This is a genomic window from Aquimarina litoralis (assembly GCF_019295435.1).
Classification (GTDB): domain Bacteria; phylum Bacteroidota; class Bacteroidia; order Flavobacteriales; family Flavobacteriaceae; genus Aquimarina; species Aquimarina litoralis_A.
On the sequence record NZ_WEKL01000009.1, the window covers coordinates 113,485 to 130,511 of the forward strand.

At 32.9% G+C, this 17,027-nt stretch carries 16 protein-coding genes; 11 read left to right on the forward strand and 5 right to left on the reverse strand.

Annotation, left to right across the window (positions count from 1 at the left end):
* Nucleotides 1–121: 121 nt before the first annotated feature.
* From GBO31_RS07220 to GBO31_RS07245, 6 genes are all read left to right on the forward strand, one after another.
* Nucleotides 122–1,258, forward strand: coding sequence for a hypothetical protein (locus GBO31_RS07220; RefSeq protein ID WP_219007660.1), 1,137 nt, complete (start codon nucleotides 122–124; stop codon nucleotides 1,256–1,258).
* A gap of 20 nt (nucleotides 1,259–1,278) precedes the next feature.
* Complete coding sequence (locus GBO31_RS07225) at nucleotides 1,279–2,220, forward strand: ketopantoate reductase family protein (RefSeq protein ID WP_246615794.1); 942 nt, start codon at nucleotides 1,279–1,281, stop codon at nucleotides 2,218–2,220.
* Between the two features lie 59 nt (nucleotides 2,221–2,279).
* Entirely contained in the window at nucleotides 2,280–5,093 is a 2,814-nt protein-coding gene (gene leuS / locus GBO31_RS07230) for a leucine--tRNA ligase (protein ID WP_219007661.1), read from the forward strand.
* A gap of 126 nt (nucleotides 5,094–5,219) precedes the next feature.
* The gene (locus tag GBO31_RS07235; protein ID WP_219007662.1) at nucleotides 5,220–5,480 is read left to right on the forward strand and encodes a SemiSWEET family sugar transporter; all 261 of its coding nucleotides are present in this window, start codon (nucleotides 5,220–5,222) and stop codon (nucleotides 5,478–5,480) included.
* 133 nt (nucleotides 5,481–5,613) lie between these two features.
* Entirely contained in the window at nucleotides 5,614–6,729 is a 1,116-nt protein-coding gene (ald, locus tag GBO31_RS07240; RefSeq protein WP_219007663.1) for an alanine dehydrogenase, read from the forward strand.
* 106 nt (nucleotides 6,730–6,835) lie between these two features.
* Nucleotides 6,836–7,528 (forward strand): zinc metallopeptidase, encoded by a 693-nt coding sequence (locus GBO31_RS07245; protein ID WP_219007664.1) that lies wholly within the window; start codon nucleotides 6,836–6,838, stop codon nucleotides 7,526–7,528.
* Between the two features lie 53 nt (nucleotides 7,529–7,581).
* Here GBO31_RS07245 and GBO31_RS07250 read toward each other — a convergent pair whose 3' ends face one another.
* Together GBO31_RS07250 and GBO31_RS07255 are read right to left on the reverse strand one after the other, a co-directional pair.
* Entirely contained in the window at nucleotides 7,582–8,052 is a 471-nt protein-coding gene (locus GBO31_RS07250; protein WP_219007665.1) for an Lrp/AsnC ligand binding domain-containing protein, read from the reverse strand.
* A gap of 67 nt (nucleotides 8,053–8,119) precedes the next feature.
* Entirely contained in the window at nucleotides 8,120–9,490 is a 1,371-nt protein-coding gene (locus GBO31_RS07255; RefSeq protein WP_219007666.1) for a saccharopine dehydrogenase family protein, read from the reverse strand.
* Between the two features lie 153 nt (nucleotides 9,491–9,643).
* Here GBO31_RS07255 and GBO31_RS07260 point away from each other — a divergent pair, with 153 nt between their 5' ends.
* Both GBO31_RS07260 and pckA read left to right on the forward strand, forming a co-directional pair.
* Complete coding sequence (locus tag GBO31_RS07260; RefSeq protein ID WP_219007667.1) at nucleotides 9,644–10,027, forward strand: DUF423 domain-containing protein; 384 nt, start codon at nucleotides 9,644–9,646, stop codon at nucleotides 10,025–10,027.
* A 67-nt stretch (nucleotides 10,028–10,094) separates the two neighbouring features.
* Complete coding sequence (gene pckA, locus GBO31_RS07265; protein ID WP_219007668.1) at nucleotides 10,095–11,711, forward strand: phosphoenolpyruvate carboxykinase (ATP); 1,617 nt, start codon at nucleotides 10,095–10,097, stop codon at nucleotides 11,709–11,711.
* Nucleotides 11,712–11,796: 85 nt separating this feature from the next.
* Here the strand turns inward: pckA and GBO31_RS07270 are convergent, their stop codons facing one another.
* Both GBO31_RS07270 and GBO31_RS07275 read right to left on the reverse strand, forming a co-directional pair.
* Nucleotides 11,797–12,543 carry a uroporphyrinogen-III synthase gene (locus tag GBO31_RS07270; RefSeq protein ID WP_219007669.1) on the reverse strand — a complete coding sequence of 249 codons (747 nt, stop codon included), beginning with the start codon at nucleotides 12,541–12,543 and terminating at the stop codon, nucleotides 11,797–11,799.
* 31 nt (nucleotides 12,544–12,574) lie between these two features.
* Nucleotides 12,575–13,228 carry a DUF4271 domain-containing protein gene (locus GBO31_RS07275; RefSeq protein ID WP_219007670.1) on the reverse strand — a complete coding sequence of 218 codons (654 nt, stop codon included), beginning with the start codon at nucleotides 13,226–13,228 and terminating at the stop codon, nucleotides 12,575–12,577.
* A 175-nt stretch (nucleotides 13,229–13,403) separates the two neighbouring features.
* On the opposite strand from GBO31_RS07275, the gene GBO31_RS07280 reads away from it, so the two are divergent.
* The 3 genes from GBO31_RS07280 to GBO31_RS07290 are packed head-to-tail and all read left to right on the forward strand — an operon-like array spanning nucleotide 13,404 to nucleotide 16,020.
* Nucleotides 13,404–14,135, forward strand: a complete 732-nt coding sequence (locus tag GBO31_RS07280) for a polyprenol monophosphomannose synthase (RefSeq protein WP_219007671.1) — start codon at nucleotides 13,404–13,406, stop codon at nucleotides 14,133–14,135.
* 2 nt (nucleotides 14,136–14,137) lie between these two features.
* Nucleotides 14,138–15,478, forward strand: a complete 1,341-nt coding sequence (locus tag GBO31_RS07285) for a dihydroorotase (RefSeq protein ID WP_219007672.1) — start codon at nucleotides 14,138–14,140, stop codon at nucleotides 15,476–15,478.
* The gene (locus GBO31_RS07290; RefSeq protein WP_219007673.1) at nucleotides 15,475–16,020 is read left to right on the forward strand and encodes a DUF4296 domain-containing protein; all 546 of its coding nucleotides are present in this window, start codon (nucleotides 15,475–15,477) and stop codon (nucleotides 16,018–16,020) included. Before GBO31_RS07285 ends, GBO31_RS07290 begins: the two co-directional genes overlap by 4 nt.
* On the opposite strand, the gene GBO31_RS07295 is transcribed toward GBO31_RS07290, so the two are convergent.
* Nucleotides 15,986–16,999, reverse strand: coding sequence for an NAD-dependent epimerase/dehydratase family protein (locus GBO31_RS07295; RefSeq protein WP_219007674.1), 1,014 nt, complete (start codon nucleotides 16,997–16,999; stop codon nucleotides 15,986–15,988). The genes GBO31_RS07290 and GBO31_RS07295 overlap by 35 nt on opposite strands.
* Nucleotides 17,000–17,027 lie beyond the last annotated feature (28 nt).

The following is a 17,027-nucleotide window of genomic DNA, read 5'->3' on the forward strand; positions in this document are numbered from 1 at the left end:
ATTCTAGATATTTTTTAAGCATTGATTATTAATTAATGAATGTTTAAAATCGGTTAATAAGAAAGATTTGTTTATGTTTAAATAGCGATATCTTTTTTATAGATTTATAAATAAAAATATTGTGTTTAGAGTTGATAAAAAAAAGAAAATATCAAAAGTTGAAGAACTAATAGAGTATATTGAATTTGAACATTTAGAAAAAACTAAAGACATAATTAATAAGGTTTTAATTTTTAGTTTTAAACTAAAAATTAAAATCGAAAATAGTATTTTATTGTTCGATTTGAATTGTAATAATTTGGAAACTCTAAGCGTAGTAATGCTTAATAAAGAAGGATATTCAAAAGATGATTTAAAAAAACATAAAGTACAGTTTAATATTAATATAGAATTTGAATTAATTAATTCATTATTCAAAAACGGAATAGATTTAAGTGTTAATCGCGCTCAAAATGACTCTCATCTAAAGCTTTTCTTTACTAAGTTTAAAATATCAAACTCCAAAATTAGTAGAATAGAAAGTAATAGTGTTAATAGTAGTAGAGTGTTTATTAATATTTCAGATTCTAACATCAATACACTATTGTTACGCAATGTTCTTTTTGGCTCTGCTGATATATCAAATTCAAGATTTAATACATTAGAGCTGCCTTTTCAAAAATACGAGAAAAAATTACCTTACATTCGATTATATAATGTAAGTGTAAGTTTTAGATTAAATATACCAAAGCATTTAATTAAAGATAAGGATATTGATATCCAATTTTTGCGTATCAGTAAAGCACGAAAATCTGATATTGAAATCATAAGATTGTTTAAACAAAATTTTGAAAAGTCTAGTAATACATTTGACTTTTTAAATGCCATAGCTTGTGAGCAAAGAATATTAAACAATTCTTTATGGAAAATCAATAGATGGAATGAACAATTGGGAGATAAGTTATTGTTATTCCTTAACAGGATATCTAATGGTTATGGTATTAGCTGGACTAGAGGTCTTGTTTTTACTATTCTAATAAGTTTATTAGGTTCAATATTATTAAATAATTTAATATACGATGGTCCATATAAATTCTTTGAACCATCTACTAACTATCTTGAGATATTATTCAGCAATTTTTCTCCTATTTATAAAATAGATTTTCTCAAAGATAATGATGCTGGATTTTGGTTGTATTTTTTGCATTTCTGTACGAAAATTTTGGTTTTATATGGTATTTATCAAACAATTCAAGCTTTTAGAAAATATAGGAGGTAAGTTGTTTTATAGGATTTATTATGAAAAATATGCACACAGTAATTATTGGTATAGGAGGAGTAGGAGGGTATTTTGGAGGTAAAATTGCTTTTTCGGGTCAGAAAGTATCTATGCTAGCCAGAGGAGCACATCTCGAAGCGATACTTCAGAATGGATTACAAGTAAAGAGTATTGAAGGAAATTTTGTCACAGCACCTTTTTTGGTAACGGATGATATACGTCAAATTGATAAAGCCGATTTAATATTGATTTGTACAAAATCATGGCAAGTTCAAGAAGCAGCAGAACTTATAAAGCCATTACTTAAAGATACTACTGTTGTGATTCCATTACAAAATGGAGCTGATAATGCAGAAAAGATCATTTCTGTAATAGATAATAAACATGTACTAGGAGGCTTATGCAAAATCTATAGCAAGATTGAATCACCAGGAGTAATTTCTCATTTTGGGCATCCGCCAGAGATTATTTTTGGCGAATTGGATAAAAGTAAGTCAGATCGACTGCTTCGTATAAAAGAAGTATTTGATAAGGCAGGTTTTAAAAACAAAATCTCGGAGGATATTCAAGTAGATATTTGGAGTAAATTTATGTTTATTGCCACAGTAAGTGGATTGGGGGCATTAACCAAAGCTACCATTGGAGAAATGTATGAGCATCCAGAGCTTAATAGTATATTGAGAGCTACAGCTTCCGAAATTTATCAGGTTGCTATTGCAAAAGAAGTAGCGATGCCCACAACTATTGTAGAAGGTATTATGAATTTTATTAAAAACCAACCGTATGACGCTACTGCATCCACTCAAAGAGATATTATGGAAGGTAGACCATCGGAGTTGGATAATTTTAATGGTTTTATTGTAAAAGAAGGAAAAAAACTTGGTATCGATACACCTACAAATACGTTTATTTATAGTTGCTTACAACCGATGGAAGCAAAAGTAAGAAGCGCTAAAAACTAACCTAAAAAACTATAGGAAACTCACATAAAATCGTAAATTTGCGGTCTTAATTTCAGATCATGAGTTACGACTTTAATACGATTGAAGCCAAATGGCAGGCTTATTGGGCGGAGAATGGAACATTCAAAGCTGAAAATAATAGCGATAAACCAAAATATTATGTATTGGATATGTTTCCTTATCCTTCTGGAGCAGGATTACACGTTGGGCATCCGTTAGGATATATTGCCAGTGATATCTATGCACGATATAAACGTCATAAAGGTTTTAATGTATTACATCCTCAAGGATATGACTCTTTTGGATTGCCGGCTGAACAATATGCGATTCAGACAGGACAGCATCCTGCAATAACCACCAAAGAGAATATTGCCCGTTATAGAGAGCAGTTAGATAAAATAGGATTCTCTTTTGATTGGAGCAGAGAAGTGAAAACGAGTGATCCAAAATTTTATAAGTGGACACAGTGGATTTTTATCCAACTTTTTGATTCTTGGTATGATAATGATGCTGATAAAGCAAGAGCTATAAATGAACTGGAAGAAGTGTTTTCTAAAGAAGGAAATACAACTATAAATGCCGTTTGTGATGAAGATGTTGTTACTTTCTCTGCTGAAGAGTGGAATGCTTTTTCGTCTACAGAGAAACAAGAAGTTCTTTTAAAATATAGACTAACGTATCTAGCAGAAACCGAAGTAAACTGGTGTCCAAAACTAGGTACTGTTTTAGCAAATGACGAAATTGTAAATGGAGTTTCTGAACGTGGTGGTCATCCAGTGATTCGTAAGAAAATGACGCAATGGAGTATGCGAATTTCGGCATATGCACAGCGTTTGCTAGATGGATTAGCTACTATTGATTGGCCACAACCTTTAAAAGATGCACAAACCAATTGGATTGGTCGCTCGCAAGGAGCAAGTGTTACCTTTAATGTAAAGGATCATGATGAGGTAATAGAAGTATTTACTACAAGACCTGATACTATTTTTGGAGTAAGTTTTATGACATTAGCACCAGAGCATGAATTGGTAGCTAAAATTACCACTCCAGAGCAAAAAGCAGAGATCGAAGCATATATTGAAGCTACAGCAAAACGTAGTGAACGTGATCGTATGGCAGATGTAAAAACCATTAGTGGTGTGTTTACAGGAGCTTATGCAGAACATCCTTTTACCAAATTACCTGTACCTATCTGGATTGGAGATTATGTACTAGCTGGTTATGGTACTGGAGCAGTGATGGCAGTACCTTGTGGAGATCAACGTGATTATGACTTTGCAAAACATTTCGGGATTGATATTCCTAATATTTTTGATGGAGTAGATATTAGCGAAGAAGCATTTGCAGATAAAGAAAAAACAATCATTGCAAATTCAGACTTTTTAGATGGTCTGAATTATAAGAAAGCAACGAAAAGAGCGATCTACGAACTAGAACAAATTGGTCAAGGAAAAGGTAAAATTAATTATAGACTACGTGATGCAGTATTTAGCCGTCAACGATATTGGGGAGAACCATTTCCAGTATATTATGTAGATGGAATGCCACAGATGATAGCGTTGGAAAACTTACCTATTGAGTTGCCAGAAGTAGAAAAATATTTACCTACTGAAACCGGARAACCACCTTTAGGTCGTGCTGATGTTTGGGCTTGGTGTACAGCAACCAATAAAGTAGTTAGTAATGAAAAAATAAATAACACTACTGTCTTTCCATTAGAGTTAAATACGATGCCTGGTTGGGCAGGAAGTTCGTATTACTTTAATAGGTATATGGATCCGAATAATGATGAGGTAGTATTTTCTAAAGAAGCTATTGATTATTGGAAAGAAGTTGACCTATATATTGGAGGTAGCGAACATGCAACAGGGCATTTGTTATATGCACGTTTCTGGCAAAAGTTCTTATTTGATCGTGAAGTTGTTCCTGTTGATGAGTTTGCAAAAAAGCTGATCAATCAAGGAATGATTTTGGGAACAAGTGCTATTGTCTATAGAGTAAGTGGAACCAATAAGTATGTTTCTAAAGGATTGAAAGATCAATATGATGTTGAAGAACTTCGTGTAGATGTAAACATGATCAATGCTTCTGATGAATTAGATCCAAATGATTTAAAAAATTGGCAGCCTCAATTTAAAGATGCAGAATTTGAATTGGAAGATGGTAAATACATAGTGGGACGTGAGGTAGAAAAAATGTCTAAAAGATGGTTCAATGTTGTAAACCCTGATGGAGTTTGTGAACAGTATGGAGCAGATAGTTTACGTTTGTATGAAATGTTTTTAGGACCATTAGAGCAAGCGAAGCCTTGGAACACTGCGGGTATTACAGGAGTACATGGGTTTTTGAAGAGGCTTTGGAAATTATACCATAATGGAGAAGAATTTGGAGTAACCGATGCAGAACCAACAAAGGATAATTTAAAAACGTTGCATAAAACCATCAAAAAAGTAGAAGAAGATATAGAGAATTTCTCTTTTAATACTTCTGTCAGTACTTTTATGATTGCGGTGAATGAATTAACTGCTCAAAAATGTAATGCCAAAGCAATTTTAGAACCACTGCTAATATTGGTATCACCATATGCTCCACATATTGCAGAAGAATTATGGAGCAAATTAGGTCATAGTGATTCTATTGCTACAGCTGCATTTCCAATATTTGATGAGAAACATTTGGTTGAAAGTTCAAAACAATATCCGATATCTTTTAATGGAAAAATGCGTTTTACGATGGAACTTCCATTGGATATGAGTAAAGATGATATTGAAGCGGCAGTAATGGCGCATGAAAAAACGCAACAACAACTCGCAGGGCGAGAGCCGAAAAAAGTGATCGTTGTGCCTGGTAAAATTGTGAATATCGTAGGCTAACTATTAATCAAAGCATCAGTTAGTTAAGGAATTTGGAGTGTCACATTGAGCTTCCTCCATAGGCGGACAAGTGTCGAAGTGCTTTTAATAAAACAATACTAAAAGTCTTTGTAGTGTAATAATAATATGATCGACCCAATAGAAATATTAGGATTAGTAGCGGCAATATTGACTACAGTGGCTTTTTTGCCTCAAGTATATAAAACTTGGAAAGCAAAATCTGCAGAAAGTTTATCCATGACGATGTTGTTGATTTTTGAAAGTGGGGTTCTATGTTGGTTGGTTTACGGTTTTTTGATCGATAGTTTACCAGTGATTTTGGCAAATGGAATTACTGCGATTTCAGGAGTTTTTCTTCTTTATTTTAAATTTCGTTATAAAAACTGAATAAAATTGACGACTCTGTTGTTTTTTTAACAACTTTCAATATGTTTTCTTAAATTAAGGATAAGATATTTTTTAAACCTATTTTATTGTTTTATTTCAAGAAAACTTCTATTTTCGACCCAAAATTAAGAATATGATAATTGGTGTTCCTAAGGAAATCAAAAATAACGAGAACAGAGTGGGTGTAACTCCTGCTGGTACAATGGCGCTTGTTAGAAATGGTCACACTGTTTTCATTCAGCAGAATGCTGGTCTTCAGAGTGGTTTTAGTGATGAAGAATATATAGAGGCTGGAGCAAAAATATTACCTACAATCGAAGAGGTATATGCAACCGCTGAAATGATAATCAAGGTAAAGGAACCTATTGAACCAGAATATAAATTGATCAGGAAAGATCAATTGTTATTTACATATTTTCACTTTGCTTCTAGTGAGCCTTTAACAAAAGCAATGATCGAAAGTGGATCGGTTTGTATTTCTTATGAAACTGTAGAAGATCCAGATCGTAGTTTACCTTTATTGACTCCAATGAGCGAAGTTGCTGGTAGAATGTCTATTCAACAAGGTGCTAAATACTTAGAAAAACCATTAAAAGGAAGAGGAATTCTTTTGGGTGGAGTTCCTGGAGTTGCTCCTGCTAAAGTTTTAGTACTTGGTGGAGGTGTTGTTGGAACGCAAGCTGCAAAAATGGCTGCTGGAATGGGTGCTGATGTTACTATTCTGGATATAAGTATGAAAAGATTACGTTATTTAGATGATGTAATGCCTGCTAATGTAAATACTGAATTCTCTAACGAATATACAATTCGTAAACATATAAAAACTTCTGATTTGATTATTGGAGGTGTATTAATTCCAGGAGCAAAAGCACCAAAACTAATTACTCGTGATATGCTTAAAGATATGCGTACGGGTACAGTGTTGGTAGATGTTGCCGTAGATCAAGGTGGTTGTTTCGAAACTACAAAACCTACTACACATCAAGATCCTGTTTATATTATTGATGATGTAGTGCATTATTCGGTTGCAAACATGCCAGGAGCAGTGCCTTATACATCTACTTTGGCATTAACGAATGTAACTTTGTCATATGCAATCCAATTAGCAAATAAAGGTTGGAAAGCAGCTTGTGCAGATAACGAACCACTGAAAAAAGGATTGAATGTAATCAATGGAGATGTGGTGTATCCTGCTATTTCAGAAGCATTTAACCTTCCTCTGGAAGATGTAAATAACTATATAAGTTAAACTCGACTTATTGGCTAACTCAAGTTTATTTAACTGAAAACCTCGTCTTTATGGCGAGGTTTTTGCTTTTATTATCGTAACTTTAATAATAAAAAGTATTTTAATTATGATGGGATATTATGTCATAGCGGGTATTATCTTTTTGGTAAGCTCCTATGTAAGCAATAAACTAAAAAGTAAATTCAAGCATTACTCTAAAGTTCATTTGCAAAATGGAATGAGTGGTGCGGAGATTGCGCAAAAAATGTTAGATGATAATGGAATTAGGGATGTACAGGTAATATCTACACCAGGAATGCTAACAGATCACTACAATCCAAGAAATAAAACAGTTAATCTAAGTCAAGGTGTGTATAATCAAAGAAATGCTGCAGCCGCAGCGGTGGCAGCTCATGAAGTTGGTCATGCTGTACAACACGCAACTGCTTATAATTGGTTGACGTTACGTTCTAAAATTGTTCCAGCTGTTGGAATAGCTAGTAAGTTTTCGAATATTGTGATTATGGTAGGTTTGGCATTGTCTGTTGGAGGTAGTGTTTTTGGAAATCTTGTTTTCTTAATTGGGATTATTTTGTTTGCCGTTACTACCTTGTTTACATTTATAACATTGCCAGTAGAATATGATGCTAGTAATAGAGCACTTGCTTGGTTAGAAGATGCAAATATGGTGACTAGAGAAGAATATAATGGAGCAAAAGACGCTTTAAAATGGGCTGCAAGAACATATCTCGTAGCTGCATTAGGTTCGTTAGCAACATTACTTTATTTTATCTCTATGTTTTTAGGAAGAAGAGATTAATCAACAGCCTTGTTTTATAATTTACGAGCTCATACAATACGTATGAGCTTTTTTTATATCTTAATCTGTCTACTAATCTGTTGGTCTAGTGAAATAAAAGTTTCTGTTCTTGATACTCCTTCGATAGCTTGAATTTGTTTGTTAAGAACATTCATTAAATGTTCATTGTCTTTACAGAGAATTTTAATAAAAATAGACCAGTTTCCTGTGGTGTAATGACACTCGATAACTTCTGAAATATCTTTTAGTTGTTTTACAGCTCTTGGGTTGCTTACTGCTTTATCCAAGTAGACACCTACGAATGCCATAGTTTTGTATCCAAGAACCTTTGGATCGATTATAAACTTAGACCCAGCGATAAGTCCTGATGCTTCTAATTTTCTTAATCTTTGATGAATAGCGGCTCCAGAAATACCAATTTTTCTAGCGATTTCTAGAATAGGTCTTCGGGCATCTTCCATAAGGTTGCGGAGGATTTCTTTGTCAATCCCATCAATTTTTAGATTACCATATTGTCCTTTCATGTAAAAAAAGTTTCAATTGTTAATCAAAAATAAGATTTAGTATATGAAATTGAAACTTTTATGGAGTTTATCCTTTTACACCGTCAGGATTATAACCTAAATATTCGCATTCTTTTTCTTTAAAAACAATACCATATTCTTCTAGTTCTTTTAAGATAGGGTTGTATACTTCTTCTCGAATAGGTATTTGAACGCCAGGAGTAGTGATTTCCTTATTTAGAATTCTTAGTGTCGCCATTGCCACAGGAAGTCCTACTGTTTTGGCCATGGACGTATACTTTTGGTCTTCCCCAATGCTGACCATAGTTGCGTCTATTTGTTTGCGCTCGCCATTTATTTCGTATCCAAACTTATGATACATCACGATCATGTCTTTGTCACCTTGATCCAATGTCCATTTATCAGTAAGTATTTTTTGTAAGATTTGTGCAGGTGTTGCATTTGGAATTCCAACTTTCTTGTGGGTATTGAAAATATCCAGTTCTAGTAACTTATCCCACATAATATCATCTTGGTCAATTTTTAGATAGTGACGTAGTTTTAATTCAACAGAATCAGTTGGTGAGTAGGCAAGAAACGAATTTGTAAAATCACGATAGCTCATATGTTCTGAGTTCTCTAAAGTATAGTCATCTGCAGTCATACCTAATTGTACGAAGATATTCCATGCTTTAGAAAAACCAACTCTTCTTATGGTCCCTCGATATAAAGTTAGAATATCATCAAGACCATAAATACTCTGATATTTTAAAGAATTTCTATTGGCATATGCTTCAAATCGACCATAATCTTCCACTTCTAAAAACTCAGTTCTTCTAAATAATTTATGATATGGAATATATTTATAGGTTCCTTCTTGCAAAAACTCCGCTGCACCACCTTGTCCTGCTACAACAACATTTCTAGGATTCCAGGTGAACTTATAGTTCCAAAGATTGGTATCACTTTCTGGGGCTACTAATCCTCCTGTAAAGGATTCAAATAATATGATTTTACCACCTTGATTTCGAATCCTATCAATAACTTGCATAGCGCTCATATGATCAATGCCTGGATCTACACCAATCTCATTCATAAATACAAGCTTTTTTTGAACTGCTTCTTCGTGCAAGGCTTTCATTTCATTGCTTACATAAGAAGCGGTAACCATGGATTTTTCAAATCGAAGACAATCCTTAGCTACTTCGATATGAAATCGTGCAGGCAACATAGATACGACTATATCAGCAGCTATTATAGCTTCTTCTCTAGCTGTTTGATCAAAAACATCTAATGCAATAGCGTTAGTATTAGGATGATTTGCTGCAAGTTCTTTGGCGTTTTCAAGAGAAATATCTCCTATAGTAATATGTAAGTTTTCAGAAACAGATTTATCCTGAAAGTATTTTATTAAAACAGCTGTTGATTTACCTGCACCAATGACCAGTATCTTACGCATAGCTAATGATTATTTTGATAACTTTGATACGAAAGTAGTGAATACATCAAAAAGTAAGTTCTTAATTTTTACGTATTCATTATATTTTAAAGTAAAATATGTCTAAAATTCATTTTTTGACTTAAAAAATGATCAATTATTATTAAAATAAGAATGAATAAAACAATTTTGATTACTGGGGCTTCATTGGCTTTATTATCCGTAGTATTAGGTGCATTTGGAGCGCATGGATTAGAGAAATTAGTGGATAGTGAAAATATTAATTCTTTTGAAACAGGTGTTCGTTATCAGATGTATCATGCCATTGTTTTTCTTATTTTGGGAAATATGACTACGCTAAGTCAGATTTCGAAAAAGCGTATTTTTTACTTATTCTTGATTGGAGTCATCTTGTTTTCAGGTTCAATCTATCTTTTAGTATTGGATGAAGTATTTGGAATTTCTTTATCAAGTATTGGTTTTATTACACCTTTAGGAGGATTGATGTTAATTTTTGGATGGATTTTGTTTATTATTTCCCTCAGCAAGATTAAGTGATTTTTTTGGCGGTTGGTGTACTTTTTATTTATAATTTTGCCAAACATAACAAACACAACATATTTTTATGGAACGACTGTATCCAATTACGAAAACGATTTCGTTAAAGCATTACGGTATTGAAAATGCAACAATACGTTACCAACTATCTCCAGATGAACTTCAGGAGGAAACGGTACAAAAAGGACAAGGAAGAATTACAAAATCTGGAACACTTGCTGTTAACACTGGTGAGTTTACAGGTCGTTCTCCAATGGATCGCTTTATTGTTAAAGACCAAATCACAGAAGACAAGATTTGGTGGGGTGATATTAATATTCCTTTTGAGGCAGATGCCTTTGATGCATTATACGACAAGGTAATATCATACCTTTCAGGTAAGGAAATATTTGTTAGAGATAGTTATGCCTGTGCCGATCCTGATTATAAATTAAATATCAGGGTAATTAATGAATATCCATGGTCTAATATGTTTGCTTATAACATGTTTTTAAGACCAACAGAAGAGGAGTTAAAGGATTTTGATCCAGAATGGACAGTAATTAATGCACCTGGATTTATGGCAGACGCTTCTGTAGATGGAACTCGTCAGCATAATTTTGCAATTCTAAACTTCACAAAGAAGATAGCGCTGATCGGTGGAACTGGTTATACTGGTGAAATCAAAAAGGGTATCTTTTCTGCTTTGAATTTTATTTTGCCTGTTTACAGAAATACATTGCCAATGCATTGCTCTGCGAATGTTGGTGAAAAAGGAGATACTGCGATATTTTTTGGGCTTTCCGGTACTGGAAAAACGACATTGTCTACAGATCCTAATCGTAAATTGATAGGAGATGATGAGCATGGTTGGACTAAAGAAAATACGATCTTCAATTTTGAAGGAGGTTGTTATGCTAAAGTAATAGACCTTTCTGCTGAAAAAGAACCTGAAATATTTGGAGCTATTAAGAAAGGAGCTATTCTTGAAAATGTAATTATAGATGACAAAGGAGAAGTAGATTATGCGGACACTTCGATTACTCAGAATACTAGAGTAAGTTATCCAATTTATCATATAGAAAATATACAGGATTCTTCAATAGGTAAAAATCCTAAAAATATATTCTTCTTAACAGCGGATGCTTTTGGTGTAATTCCACCAATTTCTAAGTTAACTCCAAGTCAAGCAGCATATCATTTTATTTCTGGATATACTGCTAAGGTAGCTGGTACTGAAGCTGGAGTTGTAGAACCTACTCCTTCTTTCTCAGCTTGTTTTGGAGCCCCATTCATGCCATTACATCCGGCTAAATATGCTGAAATGCTAATTGAAAAAATGAAAGATACTGGAGTGAATGTATGGTTAGTGAACACTGGATGGACTGGAGGTCCATATGGTGTAGGTACTAGAATAAAACTAAAATATACGAGAGCTATGATTCAGGCAGTACTGAACGGTGATCTGGGATTATACTCATATGATAATTATCATATTCATTCAGTATTTGGAGTAGCACAACCAAGAGAGTGTCCTGGTGTGCCTACAACTGTACTTAGTCCGCGAGCAACATGGAATGATGATGAGGCGTATTATAAAACAGCGTTTAAGTTAACAAATGCATTCAGAGAGAATTTCAAGAAGTTCGAATCCTATGCGAATGAAGAAATACGTAGAGGAGGTCCTCAACGATATGCTTTCTAATTCTAATAAAGATATAAAAAGCAAAAAGCCTGAAATGTAAATTTCAGGCTTTTTGCTTTTTATAATCGAAATAAAAAATAAGATCTTATTTTTTATTAGCTTCTTTAATGTATTTCTGAAGTGCCATGGTCATTGATGGAGTTTCAGGAGTAGGAGCTTGGATATTTACGACTAAGTCGTGCTCTTCAGCAGCTTTAACCGTTGAGTTACCAAAAACAGCAATACGTGTATCATTTTGTTTGAAATCAGGAAAGTTTTCAAATAATGATTTGATTCCTGAAGGACTAAAGAATACTAAAATATCATAGAAAACATCTCTTAAATCTGAAAGATCACTTACTACGGTTCTGTAAAAAATTGCTTGTTTCCAGTCTACTTTTAAAGAGTTTAAAGTGTCAGGGATCAATGGTTTCAATTTATCAGAAGAAGGAAGTAAGAACTTTTCGTTTTTATATTTCTTGATGAGAGGTGTTAATTCCTGAAACGTACGTTTTCCTACATAAATCTTTCTCTTTCTATACACTACATATTTTTGAAGGTAATAAGCAACAGCTTCACTCTGACAAAAATATTTAAGAGTATCAGGAACTTTAAAACGCATTTCTTCAGCGATTCTAAAAAAGTGATCTACAGAATTTCTACTAGTAAGTATAATTGCTGTATATTGAGATAAATCAACCTTTTGTTGTCTCACTTCTTTCGCATCTACGCCCTCCACATGTATAAAAGGTATAAAGTCAATTTTTACCTTTTCCTTTTCTTCAAGCTCGAAATAAGGCGAATTCTCTACTTTAGGCTCCGGTTGCGAGACCAAAATCGTTTTCACTTTCATATATATCTTTATTAATAAGCGTATTCCTAAATTATATAATTAGCTTGTAAAGCATAAAATAGGGTGCAATTTCAAGTGTGCAAAGATACAAAATAAAATAAAACAAGTGGTTTAAAATGATGTTTTCATTTCTCTTGTACGCCGAAAAGAGGGTAATTAGGTTTAATAGCGCCAAAGAAACAATAATGGATATTAGAACAATTTTTGAAGGTTTTGCAGCATAAACGAATAATAAATTAAAAGGTAATAAAATAACGCCTAAAAAATTACGATATGATATTTTGTAGAATAAATAATCCTCGATTAAACTCTCCATTGAAAAAATGACAGAAATGATTTTTTCTACCAAAATTTTACATATAAATACGAATAAGTACAGTAAAACTATTTTAAAATACAATATAAAATTCAAAGGTTCTCCTTTCCACTCAAAAATATCTACACATAAATAGGCAAAAAGAGAAATTGAAAGTATTTGAGCCAGAATTAAAACTGCATTAAATGCTGTAGAGAGTTTATTTCCTTTCTGATTTAGAACAACATATTTGTTGGTGTTAAAGAGCATTGCGAATTCGTGAAATAGCACTGTGTTTATAAGCTTTGCAGAAGCCAATAATGCAATACAAACCATAAATACAATGGTTATCCAATCGTTAGTAATGATCTCTCTAGTTATAAATTCCATAATAATTAGTGGGTCAAAATTAAGTCATCCTAATTACAATAGAAAATGAAAGTAAACTAAATAATTTTGCAACACCAATTTCCTCAGATAGTTATATTACCAAACCGTAATATTGCACTAAAAACAAAAAATAATCTAGTGATTATTTAGTTATATTTGCCTGAAAACAGCTTAGATGGTAGACTCCTTAGTAATTATACCTACCTATAATGAAATTGAAAATGTAGAGCGTATTATTAAAAATGTGCTTGCATTACAACGTGATTTTGATATTTTAATCGTAGATGATAATTCTCCGGACGGAACAGCAGCAAAGGTAAAAGAGCTGCAAGAGATATATCAAGAAAACTTGTTTTTGGTAGAAAGGGAAGGGAAATTAGGTTTGGGAACTGCCTACATAACTGGGTTTAAATGGGCATTGGAAAATTCTTATGAATATATCTTTGAAATGGATGCAGATTTTTCTCATAATCCAAATGATTTAATAAGATTATACAATGCTTGTACAAAAGGATCATCTGATGTCGCTATAGGATCAAGATATGTCACTGGAGTTAATGTAGTAAACTGGCCTATGAGTAGAGTCTTATTGTCTTGGGGCGCTTCAAGATACGTACGGTTAATAACAGGAATGAATATTCATGATACTACAGCTGGTTTTGTTTGTTACAAAAGAGAAGTCCTGGAAAAAATTAATTTAGATAAGATCAAATTTGTGGGTTATGCTTTTCAGATCGAAATGAAGTTTAAAGCACACCTATTAAAATTTAAAATAAAAGAAGTTCCCGTAATATTTACGGATAGAACGCGTGGGAATTCTAAAATGAGTAAAGGAATCATTTCTGAAGCTGTTTTTGGAGTTTTGGCAATGAAATTAAAGAGTTTGTTTAATAGTTATGATATATAATTATGAATAGTGTATTAATTAAGAATGCGAACATTGTTAATGAAGGAAAAATTTTTAATGGAGATGTTTACATCGAAAATGGATTTTTTAAGGAAATCGCATCTCAGATTAGTGCAAAATCTCCAGATGTTCAAGTTTTTGATGCAGAAGGTAAATATCTTTTACCAGGTGTAATTGATGATCAAGTTCATTTTAGAGAACCAGGATTAACACACAAAGCAACCATAGAAACAGAGTCTAGAGCGGCTGTAGCAGGAGGGATCACTTCGTTTGTGGAAATGCCAAATACGAATCCTCAGACAACAACTATAGAAAAGTTAGAGGAGAAATTTGATATAGCTGCAAAAACTAGCTATGCAAATTATTCGTTTATGTTCGGAGGAACAAATGATAACTTAGAAGAGATTATAAAACTAGATCCTAGTAAAGTAGCGGGTCTTAAACTTTTTCTGGGTTCTTCCACAGGAAATATGTTAGTCGATAATCCTGAAGTTTTAGAAAAGATTTTTTCGTCTACAGATCTGGTAATTTCAGTTCATTGTGAAGATGAAGAAACCATCAGGAATAATACAGCCAAATATAAAGAACAGTATGGAGATGATATTCCTATTGAAATGCATCCCGTAATCCGAAGTGAAGAAGCTTGTTATCTATCTTCTTCTAGCGCCGTGGCACTGGCAAAGAAAACAGGAGCGAGATTACACGTGTTTCATCTTTCTACAGCAAAGGAGCTTGAATTATTTACTAATAAAATTCCTCTAAAAGAGAAAAAAATAACAGCAGAAGTTTGTATCCATCATCTATGGTTTTCTGATGAAGATTATAAGCAAAAAGGAACTTTTATAAAGTGGAATCCTGCCGTAAAAACCTCTAAAGATCGTGATGCGTTATTTAAAGCTTTATTAGAAGATAAATTAGATGTTATTGCTACGGATCATGCTCCGCACACCAAAGAAGAAAAGAGTAATGTATATACCAAAGCGCCTTCTGGTGGACCTTTAGTACAGCATGCGTTACCAGCAATGTTAGAGTTTTATCATAAAGGTAAAATTTCTCTGGAGAAAATAGTGGAAAAAATGTGTCATAATCCAGCAATTTTATTTCAAGTTTCTAAAAGAGGATATATTAAAGAAGGATATTGTGCTGATGCTGTTTTGGTTGATCTGAATGCTCCTTGGACAGTGAACTCTGATAATATAGCATACAAATGCGGTTGGTCACCATTTGAAGGAACTACCTTTAAATCTAGAATTACGCATACTTTTATAAATGGTAGTTTGGTGTATAAGAACTTTAAGTTTTACGATGTTAAAAATGCACAAAGATTAACTTTTGATAGATGAAAAAGAGTGTAATTTATAGTGTTCTATTGTTGGTTCTTTTGAGTTTTTCTTGTCAAAATCTGGATAAGGTTGATAAACCCAAAAATCTCATCGAAGAAGATAAAATGATTGAAATCCTTGCTGACATTGCTTTTGTAAAAGCTGCTAAAGGAAGTTACAAGAAGGTTTTTGATATTGAAAAAATAAATCCTGAATCTTACATCTTGGAAAAGCATGGGATAGATAGCATCGTATTTGCAGAAAATAATAGATGGTACGTTAGCGAACTAGATAGATACGAGGAAATCTTTGGGAAGGTGAAAAAAAAGATAGAAATATCTAAAATAAAATTTGAAAAGTTAAAGAAAGAAGAAGACTCTATAAAAAGGATTAATGACTCAATAAAAAGAGCTAAAAAAGACTCTATATATGCAAAAGAGGGTAAAAAGAATAGCGGAGAACTTGACGATATTAAAGAAGAGTTGATGAATCTTGAAATGGAAAACGCGGTAAAGAAAAGAAGTAAATCTATTCCAGCTGCTTCAAGAAAAAAGAAGCAGTAGTTTTTATCGCTTTTTCTATAGATACGAAGTTATAAGAAAGTTCTTTTTTAATTTTTTCATTTTCATAAAATGAATTTGTAAAAGCACTTTTTATAGAGGACTTAAATAATATTTTTTTAGTTCTAAAAAAGAAATGACTAAATTCTTGAAGGTAATAAGCTATTTTAATGGTTAAAGGAGATATTTTAGTTTTCGGTGCTTTTTTCTGTAACGATTTGGCAATCATGGTAAAAGCACTTTTGAAGCTTAGATTTTCACCAACCAAAATATATCTTTGATTTTTAATGGTACTGTTGGTAAGTCGGAACATGATTTCTACCACATCTTCTACGGCAACATAGCCAGTAGTTCCTGTCGTGTAATATTTCATTCCTTTAAATATTTTTTTGAATAAATAACCACTACCAGAGTTATAAAAGCCGGGGCCTATTATAATACCTGGATTTACAATAACTGCATCCAACCCTTCTTGAGTGCCTCTCCAAACTTCCATTTCTGCTCCATATTTTGTAATAGCATAAACCGAATCCGAGATTTCTGGATTCCATTCTGAGGATTCATTAATGGGAGTTTGTAATGTGTTTTCGCTTAAAGTAGCGATAGAACTTACATAACAGAGTTTTTGAATATTGTGAATTAATGATAGGTTTACAATATTTGCGGTACCTTCGATATTTGTTTTACGTAATTTTTTGAAATGTGAAGGATTAAAAGAAATCATTGCTGCACAATGATAAACTTTAGTAACTCCAAGAAAAGCTTTTGTTAATGTAGGGATATCTGTGAGGTCACATTGAATCCATTCAATGGTATCAAAAGCTATCTGATCTTCAAGGTTGCAGCATTGTAAATATACACTTTTCGCATATTCCTTCTTTTCCTCTGTTCGGTATAGTGCTCGAATCTGTTCTTTCTCATGTAATAGTTTAATCAGTAAATGAGTACCCACTAAACCTGTTGCTCCCGTGACTAATATCATTGTTATAGTTCTGTAATACTAATGTAAA

What these genes read in the sequence shown, in the direction of transcription:
- GBO31_RS07235 (WP_219007662.1), top strand. Translation starts at nt 5,220, where the DNA reads ATGATCGACCCAATAGAAATATTAGGATTAGTAGCGGCAATATTGACT.
- GBO31_RS07250 (WP_219007665.1), bottom strand. Translation starts at nt 8,052, where the DNA reads ATGAAAGGACAATATGGTAATCTAAAAATTGATGGGATTGACAAAGAA.
- GBO31_RS07280 (WP_219007671.1), top strand. Translation starts at nt 13,404, where the DNA reads ATGGTAGACTCCTTAGTAATTATACCTACCTATAATGAAATTGAAAAT.
- GBO31_RS07245 (WP_219007664.1), top strand. Translation starts at nt 6,836, where the DNA reads ATGATGGGATATTATGTCATAGCGGGTATTATCTTTTTGGTAAGCTCC.
- GBO31_RS07260 (WP_219007667.1), top strand. Translation starts at nt 9,644, where the DNA reads ATGAATAAAACAATTTTGATTACTGGGGCTTCATTGGCTTTATTATCC.
- GBO31_RS07225 (WP_246615794.1), top strand. Translation starts at nt 1,279, where the DNA reads ATGAAAAATATGCACACAGTAATTATTGGTATAGGAGGAGTAGGAGGG.
- GBO31_RS07255 (WP_219007666.1), bottom strand. Translation starts at nt 9,490, where the DNA reads ATGCGTAAGATACTGGTCATTGGTGCAGGTAAATCAACAGCTGTTTTA.
- GBO31_RS07295 (WP_219007674.1), bottom strand. Translation starts at nt 16,999, where the DNA reads ATGATATTAGTCACGGGAGCAACAGGTTTAGTGGGTACTCATTTACTG.
- GBO31_RS07270 (WP_219007669.1), bottom strand. Translation starts at nt 12,543, where the DNA reads ATGAAAGTGAAAACGATTTTGGTCTCGCAACCGGAGCCTAAAGTAGAG.
- GBO31_RS07290 (WP_219007673.1), top strand. Translation starts at nt 15,475, where the DNA reads ATGAAAAAGAGTGTAATTTATAGTGTTCTATTGTTGGTTCTTTTGAGT.
- GBO31_RS07285 (WP_219007672.1), top strand. Translation starts at nt 14,138, where the DNA reads ATGAATAGTGTATTAATTAAGAATGCGAACATTGTTAATGAAGGAAAA.
- ald (WP_219007663.1), top strand. Translation starts at nt 5,614, where the DNA reads ATGATAATTGGTGTTCCTAAGGAAATCAAAAATAACGAGAACAGAGTG.
- pckA (WP_219007668.1), top strand. Translation starts at nt 10,095, where the DNA reads ATGGAACGACTGTATCCAATTACGAAAACGATTTCGTTAAAGCATTAC.
- GBO31_RS07275 (WP_219007670.1), bottom strand. Translation starts at nt 13,228, where the DNA reads ATGGAATTTATAACTAGAGAGATCATTACTAACGATTGGATAACCATT.